Source organism: Paenibacillus sp. ALE3 (genome assembly GCF_054113405.1).
Window position 1 is genome coordinate 5,246,965 of sequence record NZ_CM134214.1, and the last position, 19,318, is coordinate 5,266,282.

19 protein-coding genes are annotated in these 19,318 nt (G+C 46.8%); all 19 read right to left on the reverse strand.

The window, feature by feature from the left end; genetic code table 11:
* Nucleotides 1-59: 59 nt before the first annotated feature.
* The 19 genes from ACXHJ2_RS23505 to cysK all read right to left on the reverse strand — a co-directional run bounded on the left by ACXHJ2_RS23505 (nt 60) and on the right by cysK (nt 19,209).
* Nucleotides 60-467 (reverse strand): 3-hydroxyacyl-ACP dehydratase FabZ family protein, encoded by a 408-nt coding sequence (locus ACXHJ2_RS23505; RefSeq protein ID WP_013368718.1) that lies wholly within the window; start codon nt 465-467, stop codon nt 60-62.
* A 4-nt stretch (nt 468-471) separates the two neighbouring features.
* Entirely contained in the window at nt 472-1,716 is a 1,245-nt protein-coding gene (gene fabF, locus ACXHJ2_RS23510; RefSeq protein ID WP_080771878.1) for a beta-ketoacyl-ACP synthase II, read from the reverse strand.
* Nucleotides 1,717-1,736: 20 nt separating this feature from the next.
* A complete protein-coding gene (locus tag ACXHJ2_RS23515; RefSeq protein ID WP_058710660.1) occupies nt 1,737-3,437 on the reverse strand; it encodes a thiamine pyrophosphate-binding protein in 1,701 nt (566 codons plus the stop codon).
* The gene (locus ACXHJ2_RS23520; RefSeq protein ID WP_058710661.1) at nt 3,434-4,657 is read right to left on the reverse strand and encodes an aldehyde dehydrogenase family protein; all 1,224 of its coding nucleotides are present in this window, start codon (nt 4,655-4,657) and stop codon (nt 3,434-3,436) included. Before ACXHJ2_RS23520 ends, ACXHJ2_RS23515 begins: the two co-directional genes overlap by 4 nt.
* A 44-nt stretch (nt 4,658-4,701) precedes the next feature.
* Nucleotides 4,702-6,162 carry a class I adenylate-forming enzyme family protein gene (locus ACXHJ2_RS23525; RefSeq protein ID WP_013368714.1) on the reverse strand — a complete coding sequence of 487 codons (1,461 nt, stop codon included), beginning with the start codon at nt 6,160-6,162 and terminating at the stop codon, nt 4,702-4,704.
* Nucleotides 6,163-6,174: 12 nt separating this feature from the next.
* The gene (fabI, locus tag ACXHJ2_RS23530; RefSeq protein ID WP_063208412.1) at nt 6,175-6,945 is read right to left on the reverse strand and encodes an enoyl-ACP reductase FabI; all 771 of its coding nucleotides are present in this window, start codon (nt 6,943-6,945) and stop codon (nt 6,175-6,177) included.
* A gap of 423 nt (nt 6,946-7,368) precedes the next feature.
* Entirely contained in the window at nt 7,369-7,902 is a 534-nt protein-coding gene (locus ACXHJ2_RS23535; protein ID WP_165083867.1) for a hypothetical protein, read from the reverse strand.
* A gap of 287 nt (nt 7,903-8,189) precedes the next feature.
* Nucleotides 8,190-9,527, reverse strand: a complete 1,338-nt coding sequence (locus ACXHJ2_RS23540) for a TrkH family potassium uptake protein (RefSeq protein WP_165083869.1) — start codon at nt 9,525-9,527, stop codon at nt 8,190-8,192.
* Nucleotides 9,528-9,614: 87 nt separating this feature from the next.
* A complete protein-coding gene (gene lysS, locus ACXHJ2_RS23545) occupies nt 9,615-11,141 on the reverse strand; it encodes a lysine--tRNA ligase (protein WP_165083871.1) in 1,527 nt (508 codons plus the stop codon).
* Between the two features lie 112 nt (nt 11,142-11,253).
* Nucleotides 11,254-11,730 (reverse strand): transcription elongation factor GreA, encoded by a 477-nt coding sequence (gene greA, locus ACXHJ2_RS23550; RefSeq protein ID WP_013308160.1) that lies wholly within the window; start codon nt 11,728-11,730, stop codon nt 11,254-11,256.
* Nucleotides 11,731-11,944: 214 nt separating this feature from the next.
* Nucleotides 11,945-12,973 carry a tRNA dihydrouridine synthase DusB gene (dusB, locus tag ACXHJ2_RS23555; RefSeq protein WP_165083873.1) on the reverse strand — a complete coding sequence of 343 codons (1,029 nt, stop codon included), beginning with the start codon at nt 12,971-12,973 and terminating at the stop codon, nt 11,945-11,947.
* Nucleotides 12,974-13,019: 46 nt separating this feature from the next.
* The gene (locus tag ACXHJ2_RS23560; protein ID WP_031462560.1) at nt 13,020-13,220 is read right to left on the reverse strand and encodes a helix-turn-helix domain-containing protein; all 201 of its coding nucleotides are present in this window, start codon (nt 13,218-13,220) and stop codon (nt 13,020-13,022) included.
* Nucleotides 13,172-13,720 carry a 2-amino-4-hydroxy-6-hydroxymethyldihydropteridine diphosphokinase gene (gene folK, locus ACXHJ2_RS23565; protein ID WP_013368706.1) on the reverse strand — a complete coding sequence of 183 codons (549 nt, stop codon included), beginning with the start codon at nt 13,718-13,720 and terminating at the stop codon, nt 13,172-13,174. Before folK ends, ACXHJ2_RS23560 begins: the two co-directional genes overlap by 49 nt.
* A gap of 9 nt (nt 13,721-13,729) precedes the next feature.
* Nucleotides 13,730-14,092 carry a dihydroneopterin aldolase gene (gene folB / locus ACXHJ2_RS23570; protein ID WP_013368705.1) on the reverse strand — a complete coding sequence of 121 codons (363 nt, stop codon included), beginning with the start codon at nt 14,090-14,092 and terminating at the stop codon, nt 13,730-13,732.
* A 105-nt stretch (nt 14,093-14,197) separates the two neighbouring features.
* A complete protein-coding gene (gene folP / locus ACXHJ2_RS23575) occupies nt 14,198-15,064 on the reverse strand; it encodes a dihydropteroate synthase (RefSeq protein ID WP_165083875.1) in 867 nt (288 codons plus the stop codon).
* Entirely contained in the window at nt 15,061-15,948 is an 888-nt protein-coding gene (locus ACXHJ2_RS23580) for an aminotransferase class IV (RefSeq protein WP_165083877.1), read from the reverse strand. Before ACXHJ2_RS23580 ends, folP begins: the two co-directional genes overlap by 4 nt.
* A 3-nt stretch (nt 15,949-15,951) precedes the next feature.
* Entirely contained in the window at nt 15,952-16,527 is a 576-nt protein-coding gene (gene pabA / locus ACXHJ2_RS23585; RefSeq protein ID WP_165083879.1) for an aminodeoxychorismate/anthranilate synthase component II, read from the reverse strand.
* A 5-nt stretch (nt 16,528-16,532) separates the two neighbouring features.
* Entirely contained in the window at nt 16,533-18,155 is a 1,623-nt protein-coding gene (locus tag ACXHJ2_RS23590) for an anthranilate synthase component I family protein (protein ID WP_165083881.1), read from the reverse strand.
* A 115-nt stretch (nt 18,156-18,270) separates the two neighbouring features.
* Nucleotides 18,271-19,209 carry a cysteine synthase A gene (gene cysK / locus ACXHJ2_RS23595; protein WP_016818901.1) on the reverse strand — a complete coding sequence of 313 codons (939 nt, stop codon included), beginning with the start codon at nt 19,207-19,209 and terminating at the stop codon, nt 18,271-18,273.
* Nucleotides 19,210-19,318: the final 109 nt, after the last annotated feature.

Consider the following 19,318-nt stretch of genomic DNA (forward strand, 5'->3'; position numbering starts at 1 on the left):
CCGCTGCACCTTGGCAGTCAGGAGGACAAAAAGACAGTTTAACGCGCGCTTCCACTCCGTCATTGATCAAGTGAAACAATTTCCTCCGCCTCAGCCACCAGTCGATCGCCTACGGTAGCCCGACCACTTCCGAGAATATAACCACGCCGACGCTTGACCACTTCAAAATAGAGGTCAATTCGGTCCCCAGGCTTCGCGAAGCTATGGAAACGAACGCCATTGAGGTTGGTCAGATATGAAATACCCCTTTTGTCAATCGCAGCGAATGCCGCTAATTGTGCAAGCGACTCCACGATCAGCATAGGAGGCATGTATGGATTAGCCTCTGTAATAAACCACTCACTCCGGGTAACAAGCTTGTACCCCTTCGCCCATTGCGACGTTTCGTACCCGGTCACGCCATCGAGCAGAAGAAATGGGTACCTGTGCGGAAGCACATCCTCAATACGGATTAGCTCTTCGCTCACAGGCTTATACCCCCTCCCACTTACGAACGGCAAGACAAACGTTGTGCCCTCCAAAGCCAAAAGAGTTACTAATCGCCGCACGGACTTCACGTTCCTGATATACATGCGGTACAAAATTCAGTTCAGGGGCTTCGGGATTGTCGCAATTGAGTGTCGGTGGTACTTTGCTGTGGATCATACTCTGTACCGTTGCAATTAATTCGACTGCCCCTGCACCGCCCATTAAATGGCCTGTCATGGATTTAATAGACGATATCGCCAAACGGGGAGCATGCTCTCCAAATACTTTTTGAATAGCGTTAATCTCCATTCGGTCATTAAACGGCGTACTCGTACCGTGGGCATTGACATAGTCAATCTCCTGCGGTGTCAAGCCGCCATCTTGCAGTGCTATATTAATCGCTTCTGCCGGGCCGGAGCCTGAGGGATCTGGAGCCGTGATATGATATGCATCTGTTGTGCATCCGTAACCCGCCACTTCAGCCAAAATGGTGGCCCCCCGGTTCAAGGCATGTTCCAACTCCTCCAACACTAGAACCCCTGCTCCTCCACCGATGACAAAGCCATCGCGATCCGTATCAAACGGGCGACTGGCCTTCTGTGGCTCTTCATTACGTCTGGAGAGAGCGTGAATATTCGCAAAAGATGCCAAATCAAGCTGACTAAAGTTGGCCTCTGCTCCTCCAGCTACTACGACATCAGCCGTGCCATACTGGATCGTACGTAATGCTTCGCCGATGGCATTGCTTCCTGTAGCACAAGCTGTAACTACGGCAAACGAGGGTCCCTTTGCTCCAATAGCAATAGAGATTTCGCCAGGCGCAGAATTAATCATCATTGAGGAAACAAAATAAGGCGAAACCCTTTTAGGACCCAGATCTGTTAGTTTCCGGTAGTTCTCCTCTATGACATCAAGACCGCCTGCCCCAGAACCGACGATAACACCCACACGACCTGCATTCCGTTCATCAATGACTAACTTCGATTGCTCGACTGCCTGTCGGGCAGCCGCCAAGGCAAATTGAGTAAACTGCGCAACCTTTTGCGCTTCCTTTTTGCTCATATACTCCAACGGGTCAAAGCCCGTAACCTGCGCACCAATTTTTGTTGGTATATTTGCTGTATCGAAAACAGTGACAGGTCCGATTCCACTTTTTCCTTCCAGCAATGAATTCCAGAAATCTGTAAGATGAAGCCCGACCGGCGTTACGACTCCCTGTCCTGTCACTACAACACGTCTTCTCACCATACCCACGTCCTTCGCTGAAATTAATTCTTGGAAGCCTGTTGCTCGTAGAGAGGAAAGTCGCCATATACATGACTAATTTTCTCATGCACATCTGCAAGATCAGCAAATACCTCGACGACCACAAGCTTGTTCTCCTTGTACTTTTGCCAAGCAAGCTGAAGCTGTTCCCGAGCCTCCCCCTTGCTCCGGATCGCCAGACTTTCGACAAACTCATACTGGGGAATTTGGATTCCTGTTTTGACCGCCTCCGAAACAAATGGGAAGTCCTGTCCTGAGATATGCTTATAATTCATCTGATTTTGCAGCCAACCGTAGCCGCCATTATTAAGTACAAGATAAATTACTGGTATTTGATACTGTACCGCCGTCATAAAATCTGAACAAAATAGATTGAATGCACCGTCACCTACAAGCGCTACTACCGGGCGTTCTGTCGCCACACTTGCCCCCAGAGCAGCGGCCGCACCGAAACCGAGACTCGTTTGATCACTGGGAACAATCGAAAGTGAGCCTGAGGCAAAACGGAAATATGGATAAAAGTAAGACCACATATCCTGCAATCCGTTCTCTTGTAAAAGCACCAGGTCTTCAGGGAACTCTGCCTGAATCATGTCCAACAGCTCTGGAACGTGGATGCCGGGGGCCCTTTTCAGCTCTTCCAGATAATTAGCCCTCTGAGAAAAAGCCTTCTGTTTGCATCTTCCGATCGTTTCAAGCCATGCCTCATCAGGCTCTTGCCCGCGTCGTTCAAGCCATTGCTCCACTGCCGCATATCCGTCACCAAGCAACTTGATGCCCCTGAATTCGTGAGCGAAATCCTCCAGCTCTACATTGACTTGAATCAAAGGCGTATCCTGCAGCAAAATATCCCACTCGAACGTAGCCGTTTCTTCCAATCGGCTGCCCAGTGTAATAACTACATCAGATTCATTCCAGATTTGCCTCAGACTCAGATCGGTATAAAGCCCGGCAACACCACAGAAAAGTGCATGATCTTCATTAATTACGCTTCTTCCCGAGGCAGTCGCGAACAAGGCTGCTCCATGTTGGCTGGCGAACCGCTCAATGACATCACCTGTTCCTGACTTCATTCCACCCCCGACTAGAATGAGAGGCCTGCGGGCTGTCTCAATAATGCTCCATGCCGCATCCAACTCCCGAAGTGATGGAGAGCACGACAGCTTTTCTGGCGGGGCAAACTGAAGCTCTGTGGGCACAGGCTGGTCCATCAGGTTTTCGGGTAGTTCGATATAGACAGGTCCCGGTGCTCCATTGATAGCCAAAAAGGCAGCCCGCTCCATTGCCCATACAAGCCGATCCACATGCTCGACACGGTAAGCCCATTTTACGAGTGGCTTCACGAGTGAGATTTGATCGGCTTCCTGAAAGGATCGGGTACCCAGCTTGTCTCCTCCGGTGCCAAGCGCCAAAAGCAGTAGCGGGGCACCCAGGTTCTTGGCTTCCAGCAGCCCCGTAAGTGTATTACTAAGCGCAGGACCTTTCCCCACAACACACACGGACATCTGGTTAGTTGTGAGCGCATAGCCTGCGGACATAAATACAGCATTGCGCTGATCTTTGCAGAGAATAAAATCCATACCGGATGAGGGGAGTGACGCTACGATATTGAGATCGTCACTTGGTAATCCAAAGAGGTGCTGAACCCCAGCCGACTGTAAGTAGCCAATGATGGCATCCCAGGGGGATATACTTGCGGTCATACCAAACTCCTCTTTTCTGACAAATATTCTGCGACAATTTCCGAGATCAAGATCGGCTTCGAAACGAGCTTATAATCATAAAAAATATAGTTCGACATCGTGCCATAGCCACCAAAAGGCTTATTGCCTTGATCCACATCCTCAAGTGTTTGATTAATGGTCAATGTGTGCTTCTTTCGTAGAACATCAGTCAGATGCTCCGACCCGTATAAGCTGCAACCCATTGCCCGTTCGCTGAAATAACTGGAGGAAATGCGTTTGATCAATTGCTCGTCGTCTTGGTAGCTAACTACATTGAACACTGGTGAAAAATACTCAATAATCTCCAAGTTCTGATCCAATTCGCTATATACAACCGTTGGCTCCATCTTTTTCGTACGGAAATCAATGCCGCCGCCATAAATAATAAACTTATCGTTTGTATTAAAATATTCAGAAACCGAATATAGCGTGTCTTTATAGAATATAGGGGAGTAGTTCGCATTCGGGTCATTGTTGGCTCCAAATACGAGTTCGTCAAGCCGTTGAATCAGCAAGTTTTTGAATGGCTCACTCACCTCTTGATGTACCAGGATGATGTCAGGTCCCAGGCAGTCCTGTCCAGAGTTGAACAATCTCATGCGGATCACATCAGTAACCGCCAGCTCCAGATCGGCATCTGGCCCAATGATGAAAGGATTGATCCCTTGCCCATAAAAAATGTAGAGCTGATCTTTGCGGATCTGCTTTTTGATCTTCTCCGCATTGGTGTAGCTTCCGGTAAACACCACAATATCAGCCGGCATCACGGAGTTTTCCATGAACACCTTCTGGCTAACTTTACGAATATAGATGGGTAATTCATGTACAGCCTGAAGCTTTTCATGCAGCATATTGACGTACTCGTTTACGTGAGAAGAAGGGCGAAAGTCTATATTTTCAACGTACAGGGATGGAATCAAGAGGTATAATGCATAGGAGTACAAAATGACGTTGGAGGGCATGAATACAGCCATAGATCGTTGCCAGCTTGGCTGATGGGTCTGCACTTCTTGCAATGCACCTTGAAGTGTGAGGATCGTGGAGTCAATTTCTGCATTGGCGGCCCGATAGGATGAAAACTGCGTGAGAATATCCATCACTTCTTGCCGATTTTCAATCAAATAATTGAGGCATTTCAGAATAGATTCATGCCTTTTCAAAAACAGCGTGTTTTCTGCCATTTCTGGATTTATACTCATGGCACATTCTCCCTTTCCTATATGCGATTTTGATAAATATTTTGTTATGCTTTGCGAGAAGCAGCTTTCTCTAGAGCAGTTCGCTCCATCTCCAGACGATCTACTTTTCCATTGCGATTTAAAGGAAAATGATCGAGTGGAAGCAAAAGATCGGGAAACATGTAAGAAGGGAGCACCCGATTCATCTCTTTGCGGAGCACAGGTAAGACCTGTGGGGATTCACTTTCGATGAATGCAACAAGCAAAGTCCCTTTTGCCTCATCCTCCAAAGTAATCACGCAGGATCGGTAACCTAGCGAACCAATTCGGTCTTCGATATAGACTGGAGAAACCATGTAGCCCATCCGATTGACCGTCTTACCGCTGCGACCAATAACATACAGCATTCCGTCATCCAGATAGCCTAGATCTCCCGTCTTGAACCAGCCATCCTGTAGAACAGATTGTGTCAGGTCTGGACGATTCAGATAACCTTCCATACATCCGGCACTTCGTATCCACACTTCGCCTACGATACCGTCTGCCTGCTGGTTGCCTGTAGAATCAAGTATTTTCAAATCCACACCGGGTAATGGTTTGCCACAACCCTTCGGACAATCCAGCGTCCCCAGCGTAACGTTGCCCAGTTCAGAAAGGCCATAACCATTCAGCAGGGGCTGTCCAAATATGTTGTTAAATTTCTCTTCGAGGTCTTGGGTAAGTGGAGAACCGCCTACGCACCACATGCGGACTGGAGATTGCTTGATCAATTCTAGCTGTTCGGGTTTTCGGCTTAGCATACGCAACAAGGTGTAAAAAGCAGAGGGGTTAGCGTCTACGACCGTCGCCCGGTCTTTCGTAATACTTGCAATGACGCTCCAGAGGTTTTTTGGATTGCAGATGATGAGAGAACATGAGGTTAACCACCAGGAGAAGATAAGTGAAACTCCATAAAAATGAGAGAAAGGCACCACGGGGAGCATATGGTCAGACGGTATGTAGTTCATAGCGTGTATAGAATGCCTGATATTCTCCATAAAAGCTGAACCAGCTTTCACGATTCCCTTGGGTTTTCCCGTCGTACCTGAAGAATACAGAATGAGCGCATCAGATCTCTCGCACCACTTGTTAAAGTCGAGGGCTTCGGACTTTGGCTCTCCCACCCAATACGGATGTACTGCTTCTTCTTGAATGAGATCTTGAATCAGAATAACGAGAGCATGAGGAAGTTCTAAATCGGAATCCGTCAGGATGCAACAGGCACCTGCTTCATCATAGATTTGGGCCACCTCATCAATTACAGTCTGCTCGTCCACCACAGTTACCGAGACTGCCAGATGACACAGGGAGAACAGAGATACAACAAACCAATAGGAATTGGCCGCTTTTAGAATCACTCTACCGTCTTCAGGAATTCCTCTGAGAGTCAACATCCGTGAGAAGATCGCCACGTCCCGTTCCAGACGCTCCCTGCTCATAATTCCTTCAGGTGAGATAATACGGCAATCCGTATGCGTAATAAGCACAACGTTCCCTCCTTACATCCCCGTAATATGGTATCCAGCATCTACATGGATCACTTCACCCGTAATGCCTCTCGATAAATGGGAAAATAGGAATAACGCCGTATCTCCGACTTCGGACGTATCGACCGTCTTGCGCAGGGGCGTAGTTTCTTCAATATGCTTTAGCATTGTGTTAAAATCTTTAATGCCATAGGCGGCCAAAGTACGTATAGGACCAGCCGAAATTGCATTTACGCGAATGCCATAAGTACCCAGATCATTCGACAGATAGCGCATGCTGGCTTCTAGTGAAGCCTTTGCTACACCCATAATGTTGTAATTCTTGATGGCTCGTTCTGCACCGATATACGTCATGGTGACGATACTTCCACCCTCCGTCATCAGCGGATATACGCGGCGGGATACGGCAGCCAGAGAATAGGCACTGATTTCTTGAGCAACTGCGAATCCCTCGCGAGAAGTGTCGACGAACAAGCCCTCCAAATCCTCAGCCTTAGCAAACGCAACACTGTGGAAATATCCGTGTAAGACGCCTACCTTCTCCTTAAGAAAATCCGTCAGCGCGTCCAATTCTTCATCGCTCTGTACATTGCAAGGACAGACAATTGAACCCGGAATGGTTTCAGCGAGCTTTAGCACCCGTTCTGCAACCCTCTCATTTTCGTAAGTAAAAATGAGATTTGCTCCTTCCGCAGCTAAAGATTGGGCTGTCCCCCAGGCAATACTCCTGTTATTAGCTACACCCATAATCAAAATGTTTTTTCCACTCAGTAGTACTGCCACAGAAACCACCTTTCTTTTTTACATTTTTAAACATAATAACAACTTAATTGCGTTTGTCTACATATATAGACATATATAATCTTTCCTGGAATATTATCTCGTCAGTTGCCAAACTTATATAGGCGCCGTTTTAGGCAGATGCCAAGAATATTTTAAAAATTGTGAATGCTGTTTTTATTGTTCTGTGTCCAAATCGAAAGGAGTCCATGCGTGTGAAAAAAGTAGAGAGGCAACGATAAGATGACTGTAAAAGCGAGTTTAATATAAAAATATCATACTCTTATAAATATTTCCATTCCAACGATAGACTCATCCCATTATCGAAAGTAACCACTTCATTTTCACCAGCAATGACTCTCCCGATTTGAACATTCTGAGTGACCAGCCTGATTCGGTTCAAGCTTGAGGCTCTATTCTTCTTGGCTAAGCCTTATGTTTATGTTTTTTAGGAGCTACCGTATAGCTAAAGGAGACAACAAAGTCGATTGCCAGAACGATCGCCCATGTTTGCATAATGCCCTCCAAAGACGCCGTACGCTGTGGATCACCTACATATACAATGATGGCGAGCAACAAAGCGTTGCCTATAGCCCAGCCCAAGAGGTGAAGCAGCCAACCTATCCGCTCCTCTTTTGCATGCGCAGCACCATACTTGCGTTCAGGCTTGGGTCCCTTGCCAAACCAATGAGAGAACCGTACATCCGCCCACTTAATTAACCTATGACCAAACGCTACGGTAATACCAAAATAACAGGCTGCCAGGCCAGTAGCAGTCGTAATCTCCATGCCACTTCTCACCGTGATGAACACCGCAATCAGTAACAGGATATCAATAATTGGGGTAAAGAGTAAAAGAAGGCCCCCTAATTTCTTCAACCCAAACATATACCTTGCGACTAACCCTGCAACAACAAAAACCCAAAACAAAACCTCAGCACTAATAATAAATAAATACATAATGAACGATTCCTTTCAAATTTGAAATTGGTATTCCCCTAAGTCCCCCCTTCATGCCCACTATCATACAATATTATACATAATATTCCTAGTATTTTGTCTATAATTACATAAAAGGAAACAAATAGCCGTTTTTTTACAAAAGAATTTTGGTTATTTAGTCCATTTCCTCTTATTCTCAAATTAGGCATTTTTCACAATATGCTGCAAATAAAGGATTATGATATGTGCAATAAAAAAAGATGCACCCCTGTCATCAGCACGGGTGCATCTTTTATATAGATGAGCTATCCAATTACAATATGTCCTTCAGGACGACGATACAACGTTTTGGTCGAACGTGGGCGAATGGCATAGGCGATCGTAAGAGGACCAATTCGACCAATAAACATGGTCACACAAATAATCAGCTTGCCTGCGTCAGACAATCCTGGCGTCACTCCTACAGACAGCCCTACCGTTCCGATTGCGGAAGCCGCCTCAAATGCAAGAGAGAGAAATGGTGCATCCTCTGTCATTAAGAGCAGTATCACCACAATCGAGAATATAAATAGGGCTAGTACAATAATGGTCAATGCCCGCATCATGATATCTTGAGGAACCCTATGACGGAAAAACACAATCTCCTTCTGTCCTCGCATGACGGCGATTAACGCACCTACCATAAGCAGAAACGTAGTCGTTTTAATGCCTCCCCCAGTAGAGCCTGGGGAAGCACCAATAATCATCAGCAGCATAATAAAAAATTGACTGGCCTGTCTTAACCCGCTGATGTCGACGGTGCTTGTACCCGATGATCTCGTGGAGACGGATTGAAAGACAGCGGCATACACTTTGCCTTCCCAGTTCAGTCCACCCAAGGTTCGTGCATTGGTAAACTCAAAAATAAATATAACTAACGCACCAATTACAATGAGCGCTCCCGACACGCTTAGCACCATTTTAGAGTGTAAAGTCAGTCTCCGGGTACGACGAAAATCGAACAAGTCGCTAAGTACAAGGAAACCCAATCCTCCCGAAATCACAAGTACAGATGCAATCATATTGAAAACAAAATCCCCAGCGTATTGCTGGAAGCTGGTCCCGAACAGATCGAATCCCCCGTTATTAAAGAGGGATACGGAATGAAAAATCCCATAGTATATCGCCTGTCCGACCGGCATCTCTCGCATCCACCGCAAAGCTAAGACGACAGCTGCAAACGCTTCAATGGTAAAAGAAAAGATCAATACCTTGCGGATAATACGCACGATCCCTTCCATGCTATCGGCGTTAATCGCCTCCTTAAGCAGCAGCCGATCCTTCAACGATAGCCGTCGTCCCATCAACAGCGCAAACAAGGTCGCTAAGGTCATAAACCCTAGCCCACCTAGCTGCATCAGCACCAAAATGACGGTTTCTCCAAATACCGTATAGGTCGAATCGACATCAACAACGACCAATCCTGTGACACAAGCAGCGGAGACGGACGTAAAAAGCGAATCAATCCAATGCGGAGCATGTCCACCATGATTGGCAATAGGAAGCATCAGCAGCAAAGTACCCAATGCAATAATCAATACATATCCGATGACCAATATAAAAGGAGGCGATGCGAACCGACTAAGCTTGACGCTGCGTTTCATCAGAAGTATTCCTCTCCATCCGTTCTTATGAAAAAGAGGAACAAGACACGGGCACCCCGGCTGATCCTCTATATTCATAATGTTATGTTATTCTACTGTACGGTTACGCATATGCGGGAAAAGCAGCACATCGCGAATGGAAGGCGCATCTGTCAGCAACATAACCAAACGATCGATGCCGATGCCGAGCCCGCCTGTTGGCGGCATACCATATTCCAAGGCGCGGATGAAATCATCATCCATTTGATGAGCCTCATCATTACCATGCTCACGTTCCAGCAATTGTGCTTCAAAACGTTGGCGTTGGTCAATTGGATCATTCAGCTCAGTGAACGCATTCGCATGCTCGCGAGCGACCACGAACAGCTCGAAGCGATCCGTAAAACGCGGGTCCTGTTCGTTTTTCTTCGCCAATGGCGAGATTTCAACCGGATGTCCAGTAATAAAGGTCGGCTGAATGAGCGTTTCCTCTACGAACTGCTCAAAGAATGCATTCAGGATATGGCCAAATGTCATGTGTGGCTCAACCGCAACTTTATGCTCTTTCGCAAGGCGATGAGCTTCTTCATTACTCATCTGCACGCTAAAGTCTACGCCTGTTACTTCTTTAACAGCATCAACCATGGAGACTCTGCGCCATTGCGGCGTCAGATCCACTTCCTGGCCTTGATATTGAATGTGCTGTGTGCCTAGTACTTCTTGCGCAATATGTGCAACCATGTTTTCCGTCAATTGCATGATATCTTTATAATCAGCATACGCTTCATACAGCTCAATCATCGTAAACTCAGGGTTATGGCGGGTCGAAATACCTTCATTACGGTAAACACGACCGATCTCATATACTTTCTCCATTCCGCCGACAATTAATCGTTTCAAATGGAGTTCAATAGCAATACGCATATAAAGCTGCATGTCCAATGCATTATGGTGCGTAACAAATGGCTTCGCCGCCGCTCCGCCAGCAATGGAATGTAATGTTGGGGTTTCAACTTCCAAATAGCCGAGCGAATCGAGATAACGACGCATGGATTGAATAATACGGGACCGTGTAATGAACGTTTTTTGTACTTCAGGGTTCATAACCAGATCTACATAACGCTGACGGTAGCGCAATTCAACATCCTTCAGGCCATGATATTTCTCTGGTAGTGGATACAAGGATTTGGACAAGACCTCAATATCGAGCACTTTGATCGTTGTTTCGCCTGTTTTGGTCTTAAAGAGAACACCCTTAACACCAACAATATCGCCCAGATCCAAAATGCCAAATGCTTTATATTTGGATTCAGGTACTGTGTCTTGACGAACATAAATTTGAATACGTCCGCTAAGATCCTGTATATGAGCAAAGCTGGCTTTCCCCATCACTCGTTTGGCCATAATGCGGCCTGCTATGCTAACTTCAATATTTTTTTCTTCCAATTCTTCCTTGGTCAAGCTGTCATACTTGCTCAGTAGTACGCCCGCTTCAGCCGTGCGTATGTATTTGCGTCCAAAAGGATCAATGCCCAATGCGCGAAGCTCGTCCAATTTGGCACGACGAATTTGCAATAATTCACTTAATTCCTCGCGATTTTCTTGTAATTCCTGGTTAGTAGTTTCATCCGACATGGTGCTAAATCAGCTCCTTCAATATGAATAGACGGGCCGGGGTCCGTCTCGGGTGTAGAGAAAAAAAGCTTCCACAAGGAAGCTTTTACATTAAATTCCAAAGTCCGTGTTTTTATTTCTTGATATCCACGATTTTATATTGAATAACACCTGCTGGAACGGTTACATCTACAACAGTTCCTTTTTTCTTACCGAGAATAGCCTTGCCAACCGGGCTTTCATTGGAGATCTTGTTTTGGAGCGGGTCGGATTCGGCAGAACCTACGATAGCATACTCTGTAATATCCCCGAATTCCAAGTCTTCAACGGTTACCGTTGCCCCTACTCCCACAACATCGGTGTCAATTTCATCGCTATTGATAATACGGGCATTACGTAGCATCTTTTCTAAAGTAATTACACGGCCTTCAATAAAGGCCTGCTCATTCTTCGCATCCTCGTATTCGGAGTTTTCACTAATATCTCCGTATCCGATGGCTACCTTAATCCGTTCAGCCACTTCGCGGCGTTTGACAGACTTTAAGTTTTCAAGCTCATCTTCGAGCTTTCTAAGGCCTTCCTGTGTCAGAATGACTTCTTTATCGCTCATCTCAACCGATTCTCCTGTCATGGGAAAAGTTTAAAAGTGCATCGGAATGCACGCTTTCAAAACATAATATGCCACTCTGAGGGAATGAGAACATTTCCTGCTGTTGTCTTGAGAGCTGCATACAATTTGTAGTATACATCAAGATTTTATACTGAACGATTATAGGGCAAGCAATTGGAAAAGTCAATCGCGTGCACAAGCCGGAACAGCTTCCTTATTGCGCAACAGTCGTAGGAGAAGCAGCGTCTGTTGAAAGCCCTTCACTTTCCACCATGTGCAATTGGGATACAAACTGTTCCAAAATACGTACCATATCGTCGCGCTTTGTTTCTTCCATAATTACATCCTTAATGCGTGCAGAACCTTTAATCCCCTTGAGGTACCAAGCCAGATGCTTGCGCATTTCACGAACAGCTACGGCTTCGCCTTTCAGCCCCACCAGACGGTCCATATGCAAAATGGCAATACGAATTTTTTCTTCTGGTGATGGATCGGGCAACAGCTTACCCGTCTGCAAATACTCAATCGTACGGTACAGCATCCATGGATTCCCCAGCGCGCCGCGTCCAATCATAACGCCATCACAATGGGTCAAATCCAACATTCGGCGGGCATCTTCCGGTGTTACCACATCACCATTTCCAATGACAGGAATGGACACTGCTTCTTTAACTTCTTTTATAATATCCCAATTCGCATGCCCCGTATACAGTTGCTCCCGTGTACGGCCATGTACGCTGACAGCCTGACCTCCAGCACGTTCAACAGCGCGAGCGTTCTCTACTGCGTAAATATGCTCGCTATCCCAACCGATACGCATTTTCACGGTAACCGGCTTGCTCACCGATTCCACTACCGCTGATACCATCTCATAAATCTTGTTTGGATCGAGCAGCCACCGAGCACCTGCATCACATTTGGTCACTTTGGGAACCGGGCAGCCCATATTGATGTCAATAATATCTGCATTCGTCTCCTGGTCTACGACTTTCGCTGCTTCCACCAAAGATTTGCGGTCGCCTCCGAAAATTTGCAAGCTAAGCGGCTTCTCGCGCTCATCTACAAACAGCATCTCGCGTGTACGCTTGTTGCCGTGAATGATGGCCTTATCACTAACCATCTCTGCACATACCAAGCCTGTACCGAATTCCTTGGCGATCAAGCGAAAAGCAGGGTTGCACACGCCTGCCATTGGTGCCAGGACGACTTGGTTTTTCATTTCAACGTCGCCGATTTTCAGCATATCCGTTCCCTCCTTTACTCCTTCTTTATATATCGTATACTTATCTTCATTCCGTCAATTCCCGGACTTCAATCTCTAGCGTTTGGGCAATGATGTTCAGCATGTCTGAGTCTACTGTACGATTACCTCGCTCCACAGCACCTAATACAGTCAAAGATATGCCCGTTCGTTCTGCCAACTCCTGCTGGGTGAACCCTTTTAGCTTCCGAAAGGCGCGGAGTCGTTGCGCCAGCTGCAAGTTTTCCAAAGCTGTATGCCGTCCTTTCCATCCACAGAATTCAATGCTGTATGCACGATACTGTACAGACCGGACGAATCTTGGCTCGGAACAATGTCAGCCAGAGGAACCAGCACAAAAGCACGCTCCAGCATACGAGGATGAGGAAGTTCCAAATCTGGCGTAGCCAGTTGTGTCGCTTCCATCCACAACAAGTCCAGATCAATGGTTCGTGGACCGTTAGGAATATGCCTTACCCTCCCCAGACGACTCTCCACCTCTAGCATATAAAACAAAAGCTCCTCTGGAGCAAGTGTTGTAGAGACGGCTACTGTCATATTCAAAAAAGAAGGCTGATCCAGATATCCAACAGGCTCTGTTTCGTACAAACTGGAGCAGCGCACCACTCGTATCGCAGGATGTTCGTCCAGTGCGGTAATGGCTTCATACAGGGTATGCTCACGCTCCCCCAAATTAGCCCCTAAAGCAATATAAGCCTCTGATGCCTCAGAGGTCGAATGTGCATTCATGTATCGTTCCTACTTTCTTGCGCGATAAAGCTCAACCGTCACACCCTGAAAATGAATATCAAACGGCGGATGTGGCTTCGTCACTTTGACAGTCAGTGCATTGACACTAGTATAAGTGTCCAGTAGGGAAGATGCAATACGTTCGCCCAAAGCTTCAATCAATTGGTAAGATTCCTTTTCTACGATATCTTTCACGGTGTAATGCACCTCAGCATAATTAACCGTTTTGTCCAAAGCATCCTGCTCCCCTGCTTCACGCAGATCAAGCTCCAGTTCCAAATCAATATAGTAACGCTGTCCCAGCTTACGCTCCTCTGGAAAAACACCGTGATATCCGTAATACTCCATGCGATGCAATTTCATTTTATCCATCGTAGGTAAGTCCCCTTTTTTTTGATTTTATCTATATAAGCTCCACTTAAAAATTCAATATCGTGCCACTGCGATCGTAGAATCAAAGGATTCGTGAAGCGGGCTTCACCCACCATAACTCAGTGGATTTTTAGCCCCGTACACCATCGCATCACACATACGTACGGTGCGCTTGATCTGTGCCACATCGTGCACACGCACAATCTGGCACCCTTGAGCAATGCCAAAGGCCACGGTAGCCGCAGTTCCCTCCACCACATCATCCACAGGCAAGTCCAGTGCTGTACGGATAAATCTTTTGCGCGATGTAGCCAATAACAGCGGAAACCCCAGCTGACTCAATGTATCGAGAGAAGTCATAGCATGGATATTTTCATCGTAATCCTTGGCAAAACCGATGCCTGGGTCTAAAATGATCTGCTCCTTACGGACCCCTGCATCCAGCGCCAATTGGATACTTTCTTTTAAATCGGACAGCATATCAGAAACCAAATCGCTATAGTTACGGTCGTGACGATTATGCATCAAAATGACCGGACAATCGAATTCCGCAGCTACACGTGCCATATCGGGATCTGCCTTAAAGCCCCACACATCATTAATGATGTGTGCGCCTGCTTCAAGCGCCTGTCTGGCTACTTCGGCTTTGTAAGTATCCACAGACAATGGGATGTGCGGTGCAATCCGATGGATCGCCTGGACGACCGGAATGACCCTAGCCAGTTCCTCTTCCACACCTACTGGTTCATGACCTGGACGGGTAGACTCCCCGCCAATGTCAATGATATTCGCTCCATCCTCCACTAGCTTCAATGCATGTAAAACAGCAATCTCTGGATTATAATGTAATCCTCCATCCGAAAATGAATCCGGGGTCACGTTGAGGATGCCCATAATCTGGGTAGAATGTCCAAGTGTAAGCTCGGCCTCCCCCATTTGATAGCTGCGTTCATAAAGAGTTGGTATATTCACTTCATCCCTGCTTTCTGCCTATAATCGTGCAACAGCAAAGCTGTTATGGACTCGGTCTGCGCCAAAGGAACCGATAAATGGCTTTCCACTTCTCCCGGCTCCAACAATAAATCCACAGGTCGTATCTCTTGTATAGAGTTGGTCATAAAAATTTCATCAGCCTGTTTCAGCTCGTCCCAACGGTATAGCCCTTGCTCACATGGAATGCCTCGCAGGGTCGCCAGCTCCAAAATGAACTCACGTGTAATGCCTGGCAAAATTCCAGTCGACAAGTCAGGGGTATACAGCTTATTATTTCGCACAAAAAACAGATTGCTAACTATTCCCTCTGCCAGAAAACCGTTGGCCGTAAGCATTATTCCCTCAGCCTTATAATGGAGAGCCTCGGTATACTGCTGAAGTTCCCGCTTTGCAAGAATATTATTCATATAATGGAGCGATTTTAATCGAACCTCACCCTCCGGAGTGTTTCTGGGGGTTCGCAGCAACTGAAGCGCAGAGGATTGCCCGGTTTGTGTATTTGTAGAGGGCAGCGGCTTGGCGAACAAAATATGGTTGGGCCGCGTGTAGTCACCGGTTGGCAAGCCCAGTGCCTCTTCACCCGCCGATACGGTGTAGCGGATATAGGCTTCATCCAGCCCATTTGCCACCATCAAATGCTGGATGTGTTTTGTAAGCTGCTTCTTATCCGGTTGAAAAGGAATACCCAGCATGCGGCAGCCTTCCTCCAGTCGATGTAGATGCCGATCCAGCAAAAATGGAACACCCTTATAAGTTCGGAATGTTTCAAACAAGCCCATACCGTATAAAAAGCCGTGATCACTTACGTGAATCACGGCTTTTGCGGCTTCCGTGAGGACGCCATTGACTCCAATATATCTCATAAATCAGACGCCTACCTTGCGTTTTAGGAAATTGCGCAACAGTTGATGCCCGTAGTCCGTAATAATGGATTCGGGATGGAACTGAACTCCTTCTACGGCAAACTCTTTATGCCGCAAACCCATAATTTCACCCTCTGCGGTTTCAGCTGTAATCTCTAGACATTCAGGCAGGCTCTCACGCTCTACCAACAATGAATGATACCGGGTGGCTGTAAATGGAGAAGGCAGGCCTTCGAATACTGAGGTATTGTGATGGAGAATCGGTGATGTTTTGCCATGCATGAGCCGATTAGCGCGGATAACCTTACCGCCAAAAGCCTGTCCGATGGCCTGGTGACCGAGACACACGCCAAAAATCGGAATCCGGCCCTTGAAATGGCTGATTACATCCAGCGATATTCCCGCTTCATTCGGTGTGCATGGACCTGGCGAGATCAAAATGTGCTCTGGTGCCAGCTCTTCTATGCCTTTCACATCAATCTCATCATTCCGTTTTACGGTTACTTCTTCGCCAAGTTCACCCAGATATTGAACAAGATTGTACGTAAATGAATCATAATTATCAATCACCAAAATCATTTGACTCACCCTCCTGTGATACCGCTCCTGTTCAAAGCGGCTTCTTCTTCCCCACATTGTACCGCCTTCATGACAGCTCTGGCCTTGTTCCGACACTCCCGATATTCCCTGTACGGGTCTGAATCAATGACGATACCCGCACCTGTCTGTAAATAGGCGGTATTGCCCTGAACAGCTAGTGTTCTTATTATAATATTTAATTCCATATTACCATTATAGTCAATCCATCCAAGGGACCCCGTATAAGGACCCCGACGGACGGGCTCCAATTCCTCAATAATTTCCATCGTGCGCACCTTAGGAGCTCCGGTAATGGTTCCGCCCGGGAAGGTAGCAGCAATTACGTCTATAGCTGTACGACCCGAGGCTAACTTCCCCTCAACCTGAGAAACCAAATGCATAACGTGCGAATAGTATTCGACAGTCAGCAATTCAGGAACATGCACCGATCCGTATTCAGCAATTCGTCCGATATCGTTACGCTCCAGATCAACGAGCATAATATGCTCGGCGCGTTCTTTTTCACTTGATAGAAGCTCTGCAGCCATAGCGGCGTCTTCATCAGGTGTTAGCCCCCTTCTTCTCGTACCTGCAATAGGTCGAGCGCTCACACGTCCATCCTCCAGCTTCACCAGCAATTCCGGTGAGCCACTGACGATCCGTAAATCTGGCATACGCAGCATCCCCATATAAGGGGATGGATTCAGCAGACGAAGCCATTCATATATATTCTCAGGAAGGGCTGCAAGCGTACGTTGCTGGCGAATCGACAAGTTAACCTGAAATACATCCCCTTGGGCAATATATTCCTGCACACGTTTCACGGCATGTTCAAAATCTTGTTGACTGAATGCCGTTTTCCAGCCTTCAGATTCTTGATGAGCAGCCTCTAATCCTTTTTCAGACAGCCGAGCACAACGACGAGGATGAGCTGGATCAGTCTCTCCCGCATGTATGATGTCCTTCCACTGAGTCAGCATGCGTTCTGCACGTTGGACCGCTTCCGCATAAAGCTTGCCAAGTATCGATGTAGTCTCATCCACCAAAAGCTCATTCGCCAAATCAGTCTGGCTACTGAATTCACCGGAGCGGGCAGGATTAGGCATATGAACAGCACAATATAGGTATGATGTTTCGTGATCATAAATCCATAGCTCATTCACCCGCATCCACACATAATCAGGTATATCCGTGTCGTCTGCAGCTTGAGTTGGCAAACGCTCCAACGAGCGAGCTACATCGTAGCCTAGATAACCCGCAAATCCCCCAGAGAAAAAAGGCATGCCAGGCACACGCGGCGCACGGTAAGAAGCGATCCAATCGTTCATGACTGTCAAAGGTTGTCCATGTATATCACCATGCTCCCCGCTTTGCAAATCAGTCCAAACTGCTTGTTCTCCCTTGCCTTCCAATATAGCAACCGGATTCAAGGCCAGATAGGTATACCTTCCACCTTTAGCGCTCTCCAGCAAGAAGGCATATGGCGACGAATCCTCCCAAGCCCTCCGCCACGATGAGGGTAAACCGCCTACGGGCAAAGGGTACTCAACAATATAGGGAAGTACATTCCAGCCTTCCTTCTGCCAGGTTTGCCACTGCGCCTCCGTCACTCTAGCTGTCCATTTCATCTGTGTGTGCTACCCCTTCCCTTACTATGCCAAAAGTCTACAAAGAAACCCTCATCCCCCCGGTTACAGGGAAATGAGGGTTTCCTTACGTATAGTATACACAATTACGACATAATTACAGCTCGAAATTGTATAGTGGTGTACTCAGGTAACGTTCGCCATTACTTGGAATAATGACAACAATCCGCTTACCCTTGCCCAATTGCTTAGCAAGCTTCAAGGCCGCATGAACAGCCGCACCAGAAGAAATACCGGACAAAATGCCCTCTTCCTTGGCCACTCTACGCGCTACCTCGAAAGCTTCATCGTTTTCTACATGAAAAATTTCATCATAGATATCGCGATTTAGAATTTCAGGAATAAAGTTTGCACCCAGCCCTTGAATTTTGTGAGGTCCTGGCTTGCCGCCTGCTAGCAATGGGGAAGAAGCGGGCTCTACAGCCACGATTTTAATATCAGGGAATTCTTTTTTAAGCACTTCTCCAGCACCGGAAATGGTTCCACCAGTCCCTATACCTGCTATAAAAGCATCCAGCGTGCCGCCAATGGAGCGAATCGCTTCTACGATCTCAGGACCCGTCGTTTCACGGTGAATTTTGATATTGGCTTTGTTCTTGAACTGCTCGGCAGCGAAATAATCCGGGTTTTCGCTCAATAGCTCTTCCATTTTTTTAACAGATCCGTTCATACCCTCTGAGCCAGGTGTTAACACAAGCTCGGCTCCATAAGCACGCAACAAATTACGACGCTCTATACTCATCGTTTCTGGCATAACAATTACTGCTTTATATCCCTTCGCAGCAGCAACCATAGCCAGGCCGATTCCTGTGTTACCGCTAGTTGCTTCAATAATGGTACCGCCCGGCTTAAGCAGACCTTCACGCTCAGCTTCTTCCACCATACTAATCGCAATACGGTCTTTTACACTGGAGCCCGGGTTCTGATATTCCAGTTTCAAATAAATTTCGGCGCTATCTTCCGGTACGATCCGGTTGAGGCGAACGAGGGGAGTCTCCCCGATAAGGTCGGTGATGTTATTAACAACTTTAGCCATGATAATTCCTCCCTGACTGTAGATGATATATTAAAAATTGCGAAAACATATTGTAGATGATTCTAGGTAAATCTATCTTAGTTTTATGCCGTTCATTTAATTTCCGATA